This window comes from Methylocaldum sp. (genome assembly GCF_035627495.1).
GTDB lineage: Bacteria > Pseudomonadota > Gammaproteobacteria > Methylococcales > Methylococcaceae > Methylocaldum.
The window spans coordinates 1-17,794 of sequence record NZ_DASPLO010000022.1; the positions used below are offsets into that span (position 1 = coordinate 1).

16 protein-coding genes are annotated in these 17,794 nt (G+C 57.5%); 10 read left to right on the forward strand and 6 right to left on the reverse strand.

What is annotated here, in order from left to right; genetic code table 11:
* Positions 1-474: 474 nt before the first annotated feature.
* The 3 genes from VEB01_RS02020 to VEB01_RS02030 form a co-directional block, all read right to left on the reverse strand.
* Entirely contained in the window at positions 475-2,751 is a 2,277-nt protein-coding gene (locus tag VEB01_RS02020; RefSeq protein ID WP_324872435.1) for an autotransporter domain-containing protein, read from the reverse strand.
* 221 nt (positions 2,752-2,972) lie between these two features.
* A complete protein-coding gene (locus VEB01_RS02025) occupies positions 2,973-3,188 on the reverse strand; it encodes a hypothetical protein (protein ID WP_324872436.1) in 216 nt (71 codons plus the stop codon).
* 100 nt (positions 3,189-3,288) lie between these two features.
* Entirely contained in the window at positions 3,289-4,254 is a 966-nt protein-coding gene (locus tag VEB01_RS02030) for an NAD(P)-dependent alcohol dehydrogenase (RefSeq protein WP_324872437.1), read from the reverse strand.
* Between the two features lie 109 nt (positions 4,255-4,363).
* On the opposite strand from VEB01_RS02030, the gene VEB01_RS02035 reads away from it, so the two are divergent.
* Entirely contained in the window at positions 4,364-4,594 is a 231-nt protein-coding gene (locus VEB01_RS02035) for a hypothetical protein (RefSeq protein ID WP_324872438.1), read from the forward strand.
* 34 nt (positions 4,595-4,628) lie between these two features.
* On the opposite strand, the gene VEB01_RS02040 is transcribed toward VEB01_RS02035, so the two are convergent.
* A complete protein-coding gene (locus VEB01_RS02040; protein ID WP_324872439.1) occupies positions 4,629-5,270 on the reverse strand; it encodes a DsbA family protein in 642 nt (213 codons plus the stop codon).
* Positions 5,271-5,296: 26 nt separating this feature from the next.
* Positions 5,297-5,773 (reverse strand): hypothetical protein, encoded by a 477-nt coding sequence (locus tag VEB01_RS02045; RefSeq protein ID WP_324872440.1) that lies wholly within the window; start codon positions 5,771-5,773, stop codon positions 5,297-5,299.
* Positions 5,774-5,975: 202 nt separating this feature from the next.
* Between VEB01_RS02045 and VEB01_RS02050 the strand changes: the two genes are divergently transcribed.
* From VEB01_RS02050 to eutB, 6 genes are all read left to right on the forward strand, one after another.
* The gene (locus tag VEB01_RS02050; protein ID WP_324872441.1) at positions 5,976-6,710 is read left to right on the forward strand and encodes a DUF2272 domain-containing protein; all 735 of its coding nucleotides are present in this window, start codon (positions 5,976-5,978) and stop codon (positions 6,708-6,710) included.
* Positions 6,711-7,626: 916 nt separating this feature from the next.
* Entirely contained in the window at positions 7,627-8,319 is a 693-nt protein-coding gene (locus VEB01_RS02055; RefSeq protein ID WP_324872442.1) for a hypothetical protein, read from the forward strand.
* Positions 8,320-8,455: 136 nt separating this feature from the next.
* The gene (locus VEB01_RS02060; protein WP_324872443.1) at positions 8,456-9,001 is read left to right on the forward strand and encodes a YniB family protein; all 546 of its coding nucleotides are present in this window, start codon (positions 8,456-8,458) and stop codon (positions 8,999-9,001) included.
* Between the two features lie 443 nt (positions 9,002-9,444).
* Entirely contained in the window at positions 9,445-10,923 is a 1,479-nt protein-coding gene (locus VEB01_RS02065; RefSeq protein ID WP_324872444.1) for an aldehyde dehydrogenase family protein, read from the forward strand.
* Between the two features lie 171 nt (positions 10,924-11,094).
* Positions 11,095-11,622, forward strand: a complete 528-nt coding sequence (locus VEB01_RS02070) for a DNA-3-methyladenine glycosylase family protein (protein ID WP_324872445.1) — start codon at positions 11,095-11,097, stop codon at positions 11,620-11,622.
* 142 nt (positions 11,623-11,764) lie between these two features.
* Positions 11,765-12,295: an ethanolamine ammonia-lyase subunit EutB gene (gene eutB / locus VEB01_RS02075; RefSeq protein ID WP_324872446.1), complete on the forward strand. Its 531-nt coding sequence runs from the start codon at positions 11,765-11,767 to the stop codon at positions 12,293-12,295.
* A 145-nt stretch (positions 12,296-12,440) separates the two neighbouring features.
* Here eutB and VEB01_RS02080 read toward each other — a convergent pair whose 3' ends face one another.
* Positions 12,441-12,713, reverse strand: coding sequence for a hypothetical protein (locus VEB01_RS02080; protein WP_324872447.1), 273 nt, complete (start codon positions 12,711-12,713; stop codon positions 12,441-12,443).
* Between the two features lie 283 nt (positions 12,714-12,996).
* Between VEB01_RS02080 and VEB01_RS02085 the strand changes: the two genes are divergently transcribed.
* The 3 genes from VEB01_RS02085 to VEB01_RS02095 all read left to right on the forward strand — a co-directional run bounded on the left by VEB01_RS02085 (position 12,997) and on the right by VEB01_RS02095 (position 17,788).
* Positions 12,997-16,023, forward strand: a complete 3,027-nt coding sequence (locus tag VEB01_RS02085; protein ID WP_324872448.1) for a sensor histidine kinase — start codon at positions 12,997-12,999, stop codon at positions 16,021-16,023.
* Between the two features lie 139 nt (positions 16,024-16,162).
* Positions 16,163-16,963 (forward strand): metallophosphoesterase family protein, encoded by an 801-nt coding sequence (locus VEB01_RS02090; RefSeq protein ID WP_324872449.1) that lies wholly within the window; start codon positions 16,163-16,165, stop codon positions 16,961-16,963.
* Positions 16,964-16,966: 3 nt separating this feature from the next.
* The gene (locus VEB01_RS02095; protein WP_324872450.1) at positions 16,967-17,788 is read left to right on the forward strand and encodes a nucleotidyltransferase family protein; all 822 of its coding nucleotides are present in this window, start codon (positions 16,967-16,969) and stop codon (positions 17,786-17,788) included.
* Positions 17,789-17,794 lie beyond the last annotated feature (6 nt).

Below are 17,794 nucleotides of genomic sequence, written 5' to 3' on the forward strand. Positions count from 1 at the left end.
GCGGCACTGGCGAAAACTCAATGGCATTCCCCGCTTGGCTCAGGTTATCGAGGGAGTCGTGTTCAAGGACGGAGTTCGGGAAGACGCCGAGAAAATCGCCGCCTGAGTCCGCCCCGTACACAAAATTTGACCATTACTCTTAGGTGCGCCCCCACGGAACCTTCGCGTAAGCCAGCGAGTCAGTTGCTCTGGTGGGTTACGGCGCACGCAGAGCGCAGTGATCAACGGCCAGCCTATGCCGGAGTGCGCCTAACCCACCCTACGAAACCCCGGTCTCCGTAACCCGTCAAAGGGGGCCGGTAGCTAGGGAAACTCTGAACAAGTCGATTCCGTTCATGGTTCGACAAGCTCACCACGAACGGAATCAATACGTTACCGTTCGTCCTGAGCCTGTCGAAGGACTTAATCAGAGCTTCCCTAGGTAAGCATGGTATGCCGGTTTTCTGGCCAGCCGCCGTAGGACCGGAAATTGCCCTAGAATTCCATCCGCACGCCGGCATTGACGGAATGGCGGGTTTCGAAGCGGTTATCGACCAAAGTCTCGTACTGGACGAATGCCGATCCGCCATGGGGAAGCACCGCTGAAACCGAGGTTCTGAGGTTGAGATAATCCCGGTCCGGACTATCGGTGCGGACGGTGAATCGATTCCCGCCGGCGTCTTCGGCAAAACGGGCGCCGATCAGACGGCTGTCTTTCTCGAACTCGTGCTCCCACTCCAGGTCGAATTGCGACACAAACACGCCGACGGCTGTGCTGGCCGCATAAGACATCATACCGCCCAGGGCAGTCGTCACCGAATCCACCGTCTGCGCGTCAATCGCCAGATTGAGCGCATCGGCGCCCCGCTCCGTGTAGCCGTCGATGGTGGTTTGTCCGTATTCCATACGCCCGCGTAGGCCTAACGTCAATGCGCCCAAGGGAAAATCGTAGCCGCTGTTGACGCTGTAACGCTGCTGCCAACCGTTCGTGTCGCTCTTGGCCGCCGCCCGCACCGGCCCGAAAGCGTCAATATAGGCAATGTTCCGGGTTGAACTGTATTGGTTATAGGTGCCGTTGGCCACTACGTCCAGATACCACCGATCGGTTAGCTGGTAGCTGCTGAATAGGGAAAACGTCGTGCCGTCGATTTCGAGGTCGCCCCCTTTTCTAATGGTGTTGGATTCCGTATAGCCGTAGCCCGCAGACAACCCCATCAAGAATCGCCGGGTGAACCAATAATCGACGCCCGCCGTGAAGCCGTAAACCTTGGAGCTGAATCCCCTTTGGAAACGCGTCGTATTTCGGTCTCCCACTTCGAATTGGCCGTTCACGAAAACGCCCAGCCTGCTGAAATCGATATCCTCGTCGCCGCTCGCACCGCCGCCGGAACCGCCGAACGGAAGCATCGAGGCCAACAAATTACCGGGCAGCGTTTGTCCGTCGATACGCAGCGTCAATCCATTCACGCTGAAACCCGAGCCGCCGGTTCTCAATTCGACCAGCCGCTGATTGACGTTGCCGACCTGAATTTGCGAGATCCGTCCGCCGTTCAGGGCCTGGGCGGCGGCTTCCTCCGGGCTGATGCTGCCGAGGGCCTCCGCCACCAGTTCAAGCCCTCCGGGTTGATCCAACAGTTCCGTGAGGCCTTGAATGCGCTCTTGCAAGGCTTCGGACGCACTATCGGTGTTAACGATCGTCTGAAGCGTGCCGGCCAAGGATTCTTGCTGCACCAGATCGCCGGCGGTGCTCAGAGTACTTCCGACGGTTACAGTCACCGTTCCCGTGCTCTCGCCGGACGAATTACCGATTGTGTACGTGAAGCTCTCCTCCCCGACGAAGTCCGCTCTCGGCGTGTACACCACCTGGGTAGTTCCGCTGACTGCCGCCGTGCCATTGGCCGGGCGGGACACCGAGGTCACGGCGATCTGATCCGGAGTGCTGTCCACTACCATGATCGTTACGGGTTGTCCCCTCGTGGTGCTGGTTCTGTGACTGGCGGCGCTCGGCGGTTGGGGATTGACCGTAATCGTCACGGTTGCGTTGGCGCTGCCCGCCGGATTCGTCACCGTGTAAACGAACGTATCCGTACCGACATATCCCGCATCCGGGGTATAGACCACGGAACCGCCGCTTGCGACCGCGGTTCCGTGAGCCGGCGTTGAAATGCTGCCGAGTTGAAGCTGCACTCCGCTGTCGTTGTTCAGCACGGCGATCGCCGCCACCTGGTCTGGCAGCATGCTGACGTTATCGTCCGCGGCGCTCGGCGGCGCATTCGTGTTAACGGTCACGGTCGTCGAAAAAGAAGGAAACTGGCTGTTAAAGGTTCCTCCCGACGCAACTACCGTATTGCCGTAGATGACGGACATTCCGCTAAATTCCTGGCCGTTCATGTCTACCTGAAGCGGCGTGGCATAGGGCAACACGAGCTGCTGCGCAAAACTTCCCCGAATTTGCGGGCTGCAGCAAACCCCGCCCAGTTCTCCGTAGGTTTGCTCGAAAAGAATGGACTCGGTATTTAAATCCGTGATTCGAATGTGGCCGAAAGAGGCTTGATCCATCGTCCCTTCGGTCACGTAGACTTCGGCCCGCTGTCCCTCGGATTCGAAGGAAATGCCCCGCAATTGCAGAGAATAGAAATTGGTGGCGATCTGATCGGCGAAGGGAACGAAGTCGGCGTAAGCCGCTGCGGTTTGCGCCAAGGCAAGCCATAGCGCGATCGCTACGTCGCGAAAGCGGCGAAGGCCGGGCATTCGGCAGAAGGAGCTCGACATAAGCTCGACGACTACCGATTCATGTTGTAGTCGGTTGCCGAGTACGTCCTGTAAGAAATCCCGAATCGAACCGGCCGCATCCGGGCCTTTCGCGGTACGCCCATAGCCGGCACCGGCGCGCCGTACCGATCAGCCTCTGGGTTTACTGTCAGCATAGTGCCGGAGGATTTCGGTAGGCGCGGAAAAATGCATGTGAAAAGCAACGTTTCGGGAAAGAAAACCTAATCTTCCTCATCCATCAAGTCGAATACCATCTGAACGGACTTTCCCGTTTTGATGTTCGTGGCCTTGAAGGTGGCGACTTCGTTCTCCACGCCGACACACTCGATTTCAACGGGTGGATCGTCATATTCATTCTCGGGTATGTCCAGTTGATCCATGAGATCTTGGTTCTCTTCCGCCGTTAATTCCATGTTGCCGTCTGGATCGATACGCATAGGTCTGTGGGTAGATCTGGTTAAACGGTTATTGTACGACGTCCTTCCCGATAATTCCCGGCGGATTGATACGCCCGGTTTTTTGCGCATCCCGCGGCTGTCAGGCCGACTCGGCCGATGCGTTGGGCACCTCGATAACGATCTTTCCGCGGGCATGTCCCGATTGGCTCCGCCGATGTGCAAGATCCAATTGAGATAGAGGGAACACGCTGTCGATGACGGAACGTAAGCGCCCTTGTTCCGACAGCGTGCTTAAAAACGTCAAATCGTCTCCATTGGACTTGAGCATTACCGTCTTGATTCTCTTCTTCGAGAAAAGTTTCAGTGCCCACGAGCGGGCCATCAGACCGATCTTGGGCAGAGTGGACACATAAATGCCATCGGCTTTCAGCAAACCTTGATACCGCCCGAAAGGCCCCGAAACCACGGTATCCAAAATCAAGTCGAAAGACGCCGCAGGACCGAATTCCGCCGTCTGGGTATAGTCGATGACCTCATCCGCCCCTAGCTCCTGCACCCAGGAAACGTTCGCGGTGCTGCAGACCGCGAAGACGTTGGCCCCAAGCGCTTTGGCGATTTGCACGGCATAGTGTCCGACGCCGCCCGAGGCGCCGACGATGAGCACTCTATGGCCCTTTTGCAGACGGCCGAGATCGCGTAGCGCTTGCAAGGCGGTCAACCCGGCGAGCGGCAAAGCCGCGGCTTCATGGTCGTTCATTCCTTTTGGGATTAGAGCGGCCAACCCTTCCTCGACTAAGGCGAACTCGGCGGCCGATCCAAAATTTCGAAAGCTCAGACACGCCATCACCCGATCGCCCGGCCGGAAACGTCTGACATTTGCGCCAGCCTCGACAACGTCGCCGGCAAGGTCGAATCCGGGTATGGACGGAAACCGCACCGGAACGAGAAAGCGCAAGCTGCCGTCATGCAGCTTCCAATCGACAGGATTGACCGAACCGGCGGCAACCTTGACGAGCAACTGATCCGGCGACGGCTTCGGTCGGGGCACTTCGGCCATTCGAAGCTTCGACGGATCGCCGTAACCGATGTATTGCATCGCTTTCATGGATACCTCCCGAGCTCGTTTAAAGATCGCCAAAAGTGACTTTATTGGAGATTAGACGTCAAAACAGACGGAACCGCAGATTCAGGATCGACTTTACGGGAGACCCATTGTGAAGACACGGCACATTCAAATCGATGCGGATACGTTCGAGGCGGTCAAGGCGTATGTTCAGCGGCAATTCGACACGCTTTCGTGGTGGCCCACGGAAGGCCCGGAACAAGCCAAAAACGAATATAAGGTCATGTGCTCCAACCCGGCGCAATTGGCGCACTGGTGCGAGAAATGGCTGAATGGAGGGCAATGGCGGCAACTGGAAAATGATGTGCGGAAAAAGCTGTAACACCGTTTAGAGTAAGAGCGCAAATGTGTCGCCGTTACAGCAGAGCCGTGACGGCCGTTAAAACCCGGTTTGCGTCGCGATAGTCCAGGGGTATTACCGAATAACCCTTGTCATGGCGCAAAACTAAAGTTGGGAAGCTGCGCACCCCGAGTTCTCTTGCCAGGCGGATTTCTTCGAGCAGATCTCTTTGCGTATCCGGATGCCGGAGATCCGCCTCGAAGCGTTCCGTGCTCAAGCCGATCTCTCCCGCCAACTCCGCTAAAGTCGAATCGTCCGAAGGATTGCGTGCTTGCAGGTAATACGCCTGTTGAATGGCGAAGATCATGGCGTCTTCGGAAGCTGCATCCTGGCGGCGTGCGGCGATCACGGCGCGGCAGGCCGGATAGGTGGAACGCCTTGGAACGCATTTCGTCCAGAAGTCGAAATTGAATCGGGTGCCCGGCACCGAATGTTCTATCGTTCGCCAGATGTTCTGAATCTTTTGACGCATCTCCGCCGGCATCGGGACGGCGCTGTCCGGCGCCAAACCGCCCAAGACCTGTTTAATTTCCACCGCTGCCGACAACCGGGTCCGCACGCTCAGCCATACCGGTCGAAAGGCCCAGCACCAACTGCACATGGGATCGTGAAAATAGAAGAGCGCCGGATGGGCGGCTTTAGGTCGATGAGATAACACTGCCTTTCACCGGATGAACTCACCAGCTAATCCGCGCCCGCATTCTGCTTCAAGAAATCCGCCCATTGCCTTGGCGATATCGTATCCAGGTAAGCTCGCGCCATTTCGGGGGTGAGCAATTCGATCAGCACTCGGTTCTCCACCCACAACTCCACGACATCGAACAGATCGCCTCGATTGCAAGTCACGGCTCGCCAGCTCTCGCGGGCGGCGATGTTCTTGATCTGTTGCTCGGTTAAGTCGACCGAAATGGCGGCATGGGTGGCGGTGAATGCCGACGGCGCGTCATTATTGACCGTAGTGACCGCTTCGCGCTCAAGACCGGGCTTGAGTTCCGTGCCGAGCGGATACACCTCGACCGCGGTGCGATGCGGATCATCGGTCAGCGCAATGTAGCTGCCGGCGAATACGGGAAACGGGAAGGCCCGGCCTCCCAGAAATTCCGCCAGGACCGTCGCCACGTGCTCGGGATGCCGGGCGGCAATGGAGATATGATGGATCATCGGTTTGCTCTGTCTCCGTAAGAATGAATTAGCCATGTGCCGGGAACGGGCGCCGCCCCTTCGACCCTTCGACAAGGCTCAGGGCAGGCTTCGCTCAGGACAGGCTTATCCCGGCCTACATCGAGCTCGTCGGGTGTAGGCCGGAATAAGCAGAGCGTTTCCGGCACCCCAGCCTACCCAGAATCACCTATGATCGGCAACCATGAAAATCTACTTCCTCCTGGTCTTTCTGGCTTTAACGGCCTGCGGTCTCTCACCCGAAAAACAGGCGGATTTATCTAAAATCGGCTCTCGCCCCGCCGGCATCGAACTTCCCCCCATAAAAACGAGAATTCTCGCGCTCGCCACTAGCGAATGGCTCTATTTCGGGCAGCAATCGGTAATTTATGACGGCGACAAGGAAAGCATTCCCCAGGTGGGTTTCTGGGAGGACGAATCGCCTTATGTTCAACGGATCAACCAGTATTGGCGAGCGGTCGGGATGCCGGATCGCACCGGACGAAACTGCGAGCAACCCTGGTCCGCCGCTTTTGTGAGCTGGGTCATGTCGACGGCCGGCGTGCCCAAGGACCGGTTTCCGCCTTCGGAGGCCCATTGGATCTATCTCTCCCGGATTATCCGCAGCGCCGATATGCCTAAGGCCAGCTTCGTACCCAGAGCCATAAAAAACTATAAGCCGCGTCCGGGCGATCTGGTCTGCGCAAGCCGCGGGTCCTCGATCATTGCCCCCCCGGCAGAATCCTCTTTCCTGGAAATCATAGAGAACACCAAACTTCACTGCGACATCGTCGTAGAGAAACATGGACGGACCTTGGAAACCATCGGCGGAAACGTCAGAAACTCCGTTTCCAAGAACATTTTGAAACTCGACAAGAACGGACATCTGCAGCCGATCGCTCGAAGACCCTGGTTTTTGGTGATCGAAAACCGCTTGTAAATGACGGATAACACAGATGTTTCTTTCTTTACATCGGTACGGCGCGCATTCCGGCGCGTCCAACGGCGTTTCCAGGTTGATAAGAACGGCAAAAACGGTGGGTTGTGCTAGGGTTATTTATCCGTAACTCAGTCAACGCGCCTGCTTTATCGTTCAAGTATCTCCGCCTCATGAGTCAAGACGCCTCTCAGGCCGAAAAACGTGCTCGTTTTACGCCCGGCTCAACTTGGACGGAGATTCCGACTACGGAACACACGGGAATGAATGGGCGCTACCTTTGACGGGCATTCTTTAATGTTCTTGAATTCATACCAATTTGCGCAGGGCGCATAGCTCTTAGCGCGGTATGCCGAATGGATTGTTTCCATACGGCGGAAGGGTCGCGACTAAAGCGACCGTTTGCGATTGGGATAAGGAAGCACCCGATTCTGCCCTACTTGGGCTGGATTAGACTTCAAGATTGACGTAAAGAAAAATGTTGGATATTGGTCGATTCTCGATTCGATTTTGCTTTTGAGGTCGACTTTTAGTTAGGTGTTGATGAACAAGCTATGAAGATGAGGGGAATATTCCAGTTAATTGCCTCCACCATATTTTTTCTTTCGTCTTCGTGGTTTTTGTTGTGGATGTTTGCCTCCGCTGATTTGGCGTTCATTGCTTGTGACGGTAAATACTCCTTGTTTCACGAACTGTTCAGATGTCGACAACCCAATATCGCTTTTATATTGTGGTTAGGTTTTGGTGTTGCGTGCGCTTCATTACTATATTTTGGAGTGAAAAATTTACGGAGAACAAAAGATAATGAGAAAAACACCTAACATTTCAATCAACGGGAACGCGGTCTCAATCTATGCTTAATCTTCATTCACTGCACCGCGTCCCGTTATTTCTACGTTAGACAATAACGGTAAGAACAATGTTAAGTGCGAACGTAGTAAAGAGGCTGATCGCGCTCGTAAAGAAACACGAAGCTTCCGTTTCGGCCCCTATACCAGACGTCTGGCGAACCAAAAGCGACGGCGAACTCTGGGCGCGAGTTTTGGGCCAGATCGCGGTGGTTGGTAGTGCGGCATCTGGACAAGCACTTAGTCGTGCAATTCCAAACAAGGATGAATGGTATAAGAAACTCGTTGGTCTATCAGATCGACGACTAACCACTGCGATCAATCGAAAACTCTTAGAAGCAGGTGTCCGATATGCTTCTGATGACAAGGAAGAATGTCGCAAAACGGCGGCGGCAGTCTATAACTTTCAGATCATTAACTCATACGGCGGACCATTTCGCTTCTTTGAAAATGTAGCTTCCATTCCATTGGAGGTATGGAGGGTTGCAGTCGTCCGTGATGAGCTTGCCTACATCAAGAATAAAGGTGCCCGCGACTTACTAATCGGCCTTGGTCTTATCACTCAGGCCATCGCGTTCGACACGCGGATAATGAATATCCTAAACCATTGTGGCGCTGATATTCCAGAAGACCTTGCAAGCAATAAAATTAAATATAAAGCTTTGGAAAACGAACTCTTAGAAAAGGTTTGCAAGCCCTGTGGCATATCGGGTGCTCACTTCGACAGAATTATGTTCCAGAGCTATGCGCAGATTATTGTCTAACTCTGCGATGCAGCGGAAAACGCCCTTTGGTTCTTTCTTCTGTTGCCATGGTTATTTGGAGTTTCCGGCTCCGGTCGAGTTTCCCGAAGGGCGTTTCCGCTGATCTTGAACGTTGGGCAATCAGACGAAACACTCGATGAATTACATCACTGCAAAACAAAACGTCGCTCGGCGGCGCCTCGGAGGCCACGTATTGATTGCGCTCAGCGCAACGGTCGTGGTGATCGGATTGTTGAAATTCCTTTACTTCAGCCTCGACGGAGGCGGTCCCTTGCTCGCGCCACTAGCACAACTCGTCAAACGCTTCGTGTACGCCATCTACGCGAACACACAGTTCCTCTCGCCAATTTGGGAAACGGCACCTACACCTGACCCAAAGGCACCTCTGTCTTCATCGAGCCTAGCATTCATGCTTTGGTACGTCGGAGTGTTCGTTGGCGCCTCTCTGATAAGCTCTGCAAACAGAATCACAGCACGATTACGTCGCATAAATGAGCAGATCGAAGATCAGCTAATTCGCGAATCGCTACGCGCAGCAAACCGTCGTACAAGGACGCAGATTGAAGAAGCGATATCGGTTCCTCAGCAACCTATCTGGAAGGAATTGCACACCCTCTACGTCGCCCCACTCGTGGTCGGGCTGCTACTTCTAGTCGTTGGCAAGGTGCTAGGCCTGGCATGAGGCCCAACCCTTGCGCTGCAGCCGACCGGTCAAAAGCTGCGCTTTTGCCCTTCGGCTGAGCTTCCACGGTTAGAGTTCAGAAGGACACTATGGCAGCCCGTAGGATGCGGTGACGACAGGAACCGCATCAATCGCGAACGATGCGGTTCGTTCCTCACCGCATCCTACGGTCCTATCTCCCCTATTCCCCCTTCCACCAACAGCTGCGACAAATCGACGGCGCCCCTGGTTTTTGGTGGTCGAAAACCGCTTGTGAAGGCCGGATACGGGATTCTTCCGGCGAGAGGTGTAATCTAAGCTGGCCCTATCCGTAATCGGATAACGTGGATTTTGAAGCGCCGCCGTCTGTCAAAGCTTGTTGTGCGATACGGCGGCGACAGACATCTAAAATGCGGGCTCGGCGAACCGGGACCCGCTTCAACTCAACCGACGAGGGAATTCAGATGAGCGCGGAACCAAAACAGATCAACCCGTCCCAGATCAAGATCCCGCAGACGAAAATGCTGATCGACGGGAAGTGGATCGATTCGGCCAGCGGCAAAACGTTCGAAACGCTCAACCCGGCGACGGGCGAGGTGATTGCCCGCGTCGCGGAAGGCGACCGCGAAGACGTGGACAAAGCCGTTCGTGCCGCCCGCAAGGCTTTCGAGGAAGGCCCCTGGCGGAAAATGAACGCGCGCGAACGGGGACGTTGCCTGTACCGCCTGGCGGACCTGATCGAGCGTAACTTCGACGAACTGGCGGCGCTCGAAACGCTCGACAACGGCAAACCGATCAGCGAAAGCAAGTCGGCCGACCTGCCCCTGACTATCGAGTGTTACCGCTATTACGCGGGCTGGGCGGACAAGATCGAGGGCAAGACCATTCCGATCAATGGTCCCTTCTTCACCTACACCCGCCACGAACCGGTCGGCGTGGTAGGGCAAATCATCCCGTGGAACTTTCCGCTCCTGATGCAAGCGTGGAAATGGGGCCCGGCTCTAGCGACCGGCTGCACCATCGTGCTCAAGCCCGCCGAGCAAACGCCGCTGACGGCGCTTCGGATGGGCGAACTGGCCCTGGAAGCCGGCATTCCGGAAGGTGTCATCAATATCGTTCCCGGGTTCGGCGAAACCGCCGGAGCCGCGATCGCCAGCCACATGGACATCGACAAGGTGGCCTTCACCGGCTCGACCGAAGTGGGCAAGCTCATCATGCAGGCCGCCGGCCGCTCGAACCTGAAACGCGTCACCCTGGAACTCGGCGGGAAAAGCCCGAATATCGTTTTCGCCGATTCCGATTTGGATGCCGCGCTCGAAGGCGCGTTTCTCGGGCTTTTCTTCAATCAAGGGCAGTGCTGCTGCGCCGGCTCCCGTGTTTTCGTGGAAAAGAGCATTTACGACGACTTCGCCGAAAAGCTGGTTCAGCGGACCCGGACACAGGTCGTGGGCGATCCGTTCGATCCGAAAACCACCCAGGGACCACAGGTCAGCCAGGAGCAGTTCGACCAGATCATGGGCTATATCCATTCCGGTAAAGAGCAAGGTGCAAAGCTTTTGACCGGCGGCAGCCGGGTCGGCAACCAGGGCTTTTTCATCGAGCCCACTGTCTTCGCCGATGTCGGCGAGGATATGAAAATCGCGCGCGAGGAAATCTTCGGGCCGGTGCTGTCGATGATTCCTTTCAAGGACGTGGACGAAGTCATCGGGCACGGCAACCGAACGATGTACGGTCTGGCGGCCGCCGTATGGACCAAGGACATCAACAAGGCCCATCGCCTGGCCGCAGAACTGAAAGCAGGAACGGTGTGGATCAATTGCTACGATGTTTTCGACACCGCCGCGCCTTTCGGCGGGTTCAAGATGTCGGGTATCGGACGCGAACTCGGAAGTTACGCGCTGGACAACTACACCGAGGTCAAGACCGTTACCGTGGCCTTGTAAAAACGATAGGGCTCAGGCGGCTACGCTAGTGCAGCCGCCGATTTCTCGGGGTATCCGCCGATTGCTGTTCCGAAAATACTAACGGAAACGGACCTGGAGATCGCTCTCGATGATTTATCGGCACGCGATCCGGATCTGGCAACGCTGTACGCCGAGATCGGCCGGCCGCCGATGTGGGCGCGGGAGCCCGGTTTCTCCACGCTGATTCGCATCATTCTCGAACAGCAGGTCTCGCTCGCCTCGGCGCGCGCCACTTACGAACGATTGCTCGCTTCGGTGGCGCCGCTCACACCCGAGGGATTTCTTGCCCTTCACGATATCGCGCTCGGCAAGATCGGATTCAGCCGCCAGAAGATTGCCTATGGCCGATATCTCGCCCAATCGATTGCCGAGGGCCGGCTCGACCTTGGGGAACTGGACTCCCTGGACGATGAAACGGCAAGATCCCGGCTGACGAAACTCAAGGGAATAGGCCTTTGGACGGCGGATATTTATCTTTTGATGGCGCTGCGCCGGCCGGACGTCTGGCCCGGCGGAGATCTGGGGTTGATGTTGGCGGTACAGGATGTAAAGCGCCTGTCATCGCGGCCGGACCCCAACGTCATGACGGCGATCGCAGAAAGCTGGAGGCCTTGGCGGGCAGTGGCGGCCCGGCTATTGTGGCATCATTACCTCAGTGGTAGTGGTAGGCCGGAATAAGCCCTTCGACTTCGCTCAGGACAAGCTCCGCGTATCCGGCAAAATGCGGCTATGCCGGGAACGGCTATCGCCTTATCCCGGCCTACAAAGATCGATAGTTTTGAGAAGAGTCAAGGTGGGGCAAGGAAAAACAGGAACCGCCATGAAATACACCGCAAGCATCAAAGGATACGGCTACAGCTTCACCGATCTGAAAACCTTGCTGGGGAAAGCCTCCCCGCTCCGCTTGGCGGACGAGTTGGCTGGGATCGCGGCCGGGTCGGAGGAGGAGCGGGCTATCGCGCAGCGGGTGTTGGCCGACGTTCCGTTGAATCAGTTCCTTACAGAACCCCTGATTCCGGCTGACGACGACGAGGTCACCCGATTGATCCTTGAGACTCGCGACAGCGCGGCGTTCGTGCCCATCTCAGCGTTGACGGTCGGCGAGTTTCGCGAGTGGCTGCTCTCCGACACCACCGCCGACGACGAAATCGCCAAGATTCGCGCGGGCCTGATGCCCGAAATGGCCGCGGCGGTGTCGAAGATCATGCGCAACCAGGATTTGATCGCCGCCGCGAAGCTGCTCTACTTGACCGAGGAAGCCATGCACCGCCGGATTTCCGGGGTCGCGCTCAAGGACGATCTGGATACGACTTTACCGGCGCATCCGGAACCGCTCGGCCTCGCAAAATAACAGCGACAGCCGAATGGGTTCAGAGGTTGTGAAAAAACCGTAGCGAGCGGCCCGACCCCGCGTCGAGAAGCGCAGGCGTACAAAGGCGTACGTTGAGCATCGCAGGCGCGGAGGCGGGACGCGCAGTAGGTTTTTTCACAACCTTTCAGGCGAGCATGTTCTTGATCGTCCGCTCATATTCCGGGAAATAGCGGCCGATCACCGGCAGGTCGAAGCGGCGCAGAATGCTGGTGTTCGGCTCCCGCTCCAGCAAGAAATCGAACGAACGCTGTACTAAACGTTCGACCGGCACTTTTCCATCCGTCAGTTTGGCGGCATATCCCGGGTCAACGGTGACGGTGTGCGTCGTCGTGGCCTGTGCCTCTACCGTTACCTCGAAAGTCGATTCATTAAGCTTTTTCACCTTAACCGTCGCCATTCAACCCTCCTATACAAGCCTCAGTATTCGTTAACCGTTGCGGGAACTCGACCGAATCCATCATACAGGCAAGCTTTGGGCCGGAAAATCACCCTAAGATCGTCTGCCGCGACCGATGTTTTTTGCGAATCTCATCCGCATCTTGCTGGGCCGATTCGAGCCGCCCGGATCGATTGCGCAAGTTGCACCGTGATCGTACGATGAACGAATCGTGCCGAAACAATCGGGGATTGAGACGAGCCTTAGGGGAACTGTTTGAACGGGACGGAGTACTACTCTAAGTATGCGTAGCAAAAGGTTTTCATCCGGCAGGAAGCCGGGCCGGCTGTGGCTGTCATTCCGATCACTGCTCGGGTTCGGCGTCGGTTATTTCATTGTCGCGGTGCTCAGTCATTGGGCGTCCCCCGAACCCTACCACTTCGTTGCGTTTTGGCTGCCGAGCGGGTTTTACCTCGCGGCGCTCGCCAGCCGCCCTCCGAACCTCTGGCCGGCATTCATTCTGACGGCGCTCGCGGTTAATATCGGGGTCAACCTCATAGCGTTCGGTCAGCCTCCTGCGGTAGGCGTCGCCTTTGCGATCGGCGACACCTTGGAGGTCTTGACGGGCGCATGGCTATTGGGCCGTGCCGTCGGCATTCCGTTACAACTGGAAACTGTGCGCGATGTGGTGGCGCTGACCGGGCTGGGAGCCTTGCTGAGCACCACCATCGGCGCCACGGCGGGGACGGCGGCCGTGGCTTTGGTTTACGGCGAACCGTTCGCCGCGGTTTGGCTGACGTGGTGGACGGGCGACATGGCGGGCATCTTGGTGATGGTTCCCCTTTGCATTACAGTGCGGGCACATCACAGGTACTGGCGCGAGATATCCCCTGCCCGACGGATCGAGGCACTCGCAGCTTTGCTATCGGTGGTGACCCTGACCTTTGCCGTTTTCACCGATCGCATTCCCTTCACCTACGTCATCATGCCGCCGCTGCTCTGGATGGGAGTGCGTTTCGGCATTCCTGGCGTTTCGTTTGCGGTTCTCCTGCTCGGAGTGATCGCCGCACGCTATACGGCCTTGGGACAAGGCGCGTTCGCGGAACCGGAGTTTGCGGTTTCCGACCGGGCGCTCCTGGTGCAATCCCTGGTTGTCATAATCTCGCTCTCGGGACTGGTGCTGGGCGCCCTGGCGAACCAGTGGCGGCAAGCGCTAGCCGCGCTGCGAGAGGCCCGTGACCATCTGGAGAAGGAAGTGGCCGAACGCACGGCGACCTTGAGCGACACGCTCCGATTGCAGCAGGCGATTCTGGACGGGGCCAATTACTATATCGTCTCGGTCGATCCGCAAGGCGTCATACAGACGATCAACAAAGCCGCGGAGAAGGCTCTCGGCTATGGCGCCGACGAAATCATCGGCAAGGAAACACCGCTCATTTTTCATGACCCCGCGGAGCTTGAAACTCATGTCGAAGCGCTCGCCCATACGCTCGGCCGCCGCGTTTCACGGAACTTCGAGGTTTTGATTGCACTAGCCGAAGCGCGTGGAGCTACGGAAGTCGAGTGGAGCCTGATTCGCAAGGACGGCAGCCGTTTCCCCGCCCATCTTTCGTTTTCGGTGATGCGCGATAAAAATGGCGCTATCGCCGGCTATCTCGGAATCGCCCACGATATTTCCGTGCGCAAAGAGGCCGAAAAAGCGTTGCAACAAAGCCAACGCGATCTGAACCGTGCTCAGACCGTCGGTAGGATCGGAAGCTGGAGGCTAAATGTCCGGCGCAACGAATTAATCTGGTCGGACGAGAACCATCGGATTTTTGGCATACCCAAGGGCACGCCCCTGACCTATCAGACGTTTCTCGACTGCGTCCACCCGAGCGACCGAAAGTACGTCCACTGGAAGTGGAAGGCGGCCCTCCGCAGCGCCCCTTACGACATCGAGCACCGCATCGTCGTCGGGGACGAGATCCGCTGGGTCCGAGAAAAGGCTGAGTTGGAGTTCGACCGAGGAACGCTGCTGGGCGCATTCGGGACTACTCAAGACATCACGGAACTCAAGCGGGCCGAACTGGCACTGCGCCGCCACAGCGAACGGCAGACCGAGCTGCTGGCCATCAGCCGCGCGGCGCTGGACGACCAAACCACCGACGCGGAGCTGAGCCGGATGGTTTTCGAAAAAGTACATGCCCTGCTCGATGCCGACGTGGGCCTCAACTACCGAGTCGACGAGAACAGCCGGAGCTTAAGGCTGATAGCCTCCCATGGTATTCCCGAGGTGCTGCTGTCCTCCGCGGAGCGATTCGATTTCAGCGAGATCTTGTGCGGCACGGTCGCCGCCACGGGCATCCCGCTGATCGCCGATACCGCGCAGATCGAGAAGGACCCCAGGGGCACTTTCCTCCGCAGCGCGGGCGTACGCGCCTATGCCTGCCATCCGCTCATGGCGGGTGATGGGCGCGTACTCGGCACCCTTTCGTTCGCCAGCAGCCGGCGCGACCGCTTCGAGCCGGAGGAGATCGAATTTCTCCGGACGCTCTGCCTTTTTACCGCCATGGCCTGGGAGCGCACCCGGGCCATGACGGCGCTCCGCGAGGCCGATCGGCGGAAAAACGAATTTCTCGCCATGCTGGCCCACGAGCTCCGCAACCCTCTCGCGCCGATCCGCAACGCCGCCCAGTTAATTCGAAAACTCGGCCCTGACGAGCCGAAGCTCCGAAGCGCCCAGGAGATCATCGACCGGCAGGTGATCCATCTCGCGCGGCTCGTGGACGACTTGCTGGACGTCTCCCGCATCACCCAAGGCAAGGTAACGCTGAGAAAAGAACCCATCCCCCTCAATACCGTCGTCGAGCGGGCGGTCGAGGCGGTCCGGCCCTTGATCGAATCCCGCCGGCACCAGCTTGCGGTCGACATTTCGCCAGATCCCCTCCTGATCGTGGGAGATGCGACCCGATTGATCCAAGTCGTAGCCAACCTCTTGAACAATGCCGCGAAGTACACCGAAGAAGGTGGTTTTATTTCACTCCGCACCGAGGTCAAGGGGGACCGGGCGCTCATCCGCATCCGGGACACCGGTGTGGGGATCGCCCCCGAGCTTTTGCCGCATATTTTCGAGCTCTTCACCCAAGGGGAGCGCTCTCTCGACCGGAGTCAAGGGGGCTTGGGCATCGGACTCACCCTGGTTCAGCGTCTGGTCGAGCTGCACGGGGGACGCATCGAAGCCTTCAGCGCCGGGCAGGGTCAGGGAAGCGAATTCGTCGTCGACCTGCCGTTGCTTCTGGCCCCTGTTTCCGAGCAAACCGCAGCCGCATTCGACTCGACTTTGCGGTAGGACATACCGCGCTTTCGCGCTGTAGGGTGTGCGCACCGTCTTCGGCTACCCCAATTCCACGCAGGGCACTTTTACCCGGCAATGCTGTCTTTAATTTATTAGCGCCGGGGTTCCGGCGACTAAAACTCAGCAAGCGGCCATGCCCTCAAACAGACAAACGGTTCGCCTAGCAGCGATCGGCGATCTTCACTACACCCTGTCCTCCCAGGGAATGCTCCAAACCATCTGCGCTTATGTCTCCGAAAATGCCGATATCCTGTTGCTCTGCGGCGATATTGTGGACTACGGACGGGCGGAAGAGGCTCGGCTATTCGTCAAGGAGTTGAACGCGGGGGTCAAGATTCCCATCCTCGGCGTGCTCGGCAACCATGAATACGAAGCGGGCCAAGTGCATGAAGTGCAGCATATCTTCTCCGATGCCGGAATCATCCTGCTCGATGGCGACGCTCATGAAATACATGGGATCGGCTTTGCCGGCGTCAAAGGCTTCGCCGGGGGGTTCGGCGAACACGCCCTGCAAGCCTGGGGCGAAAGTACTCTAAAGCAGTTTGTGCACGAGGCTGTGGATGAATCGCTGAAGCTGGAATCGGCACTCGCCAAACTGCGCACGCGGCATCGAATCGCCTTGCTCCACTATGCTCCGGTCAGGGCCACGGTCGAGGGCGAACCCGTCGAAATCTATCCGTTCTTGGGATCGAGCCGGCTCGAAGAGCCTTTGAATCGCTACTCGGTGACCGCGGTCTTTCACGGACATGCCCATCGGGGGCACCCCACCGGAAAAACCAGCGGCAATATTCCGGTTTATAACGTCGCCGTGCCGCTTTTGCGGCGCGCGTTTCCGGATCGCCCTCCCGTCCGTCTGATCGAGCTTCCGGTTGGAGATTCTGCCGAGTCGGCGCACCAGCCGTCCGCCCACAAACCACATCCCGTACCGGGCTAGATCATGAATACGCAGTTCCCGTCGCTCGACGACACTCAGTCGCTACCCGATCCGACCGGCAGGGCATTCTATTGCCACGGATTAAAGCTTCTAAACGATGCCAAGGTTCCATTCCTCGTAGGGGGTGCCTACGCGCTGGAGCGCTACACCGGAATCTCGCGCCACACCAAGGATCTGGATATCTTCGTACAGCCTGGCGATCGCGACCGCATCATCGAGACCCTCGCGAGCGCGGGGTATCAAACCGACCTCACGTTTCCGCATTGGCTCGCCAAGGCGTACTACGGGGAACATTTCATCGATATCATTTTCAGCTCCGGAAACGGCATTTGTGCCGTCGACGACGCGTGGTTCGAGCACGCCCCTCAGCGGGACGTACTCGGAATTCCGGTGTCGCTCTGCCCGGTGGAGGAAATCATCTGGTCGAAATCCTTCATACTCGAGCGGGAGCGTTATGATGGCGCCGATATCGCCCATGTCCTCCGGGTGTGCGCCGACCGATTGAATTGGCCGAGGCTGATGGACCGCTTCGGCATCCATTGGCGGGTGCTGCTCAGCCATCTTATTCTGTTCGGCTTCATCTATCCCGCCGAAAGAAGCCGTATCCCCGAGTGGGTCATGCAACGGCTGGTCGCCCTATTGACCGACGAGATTCGCAGCGCGCCGCCCCCAGACCGCCTCTGCCAAGGCACGCTTCTCTCCCGAGAGCAATATCTGACCGACGTCATGCGCTGGGGTTACGAGGACGCGCGCCTGCAACCCAAGGGGCAAATGACCCCTGAAAACATCGCTCACTGGACGGCGGCGATCGACGAAAAAGAATAAGCCCGC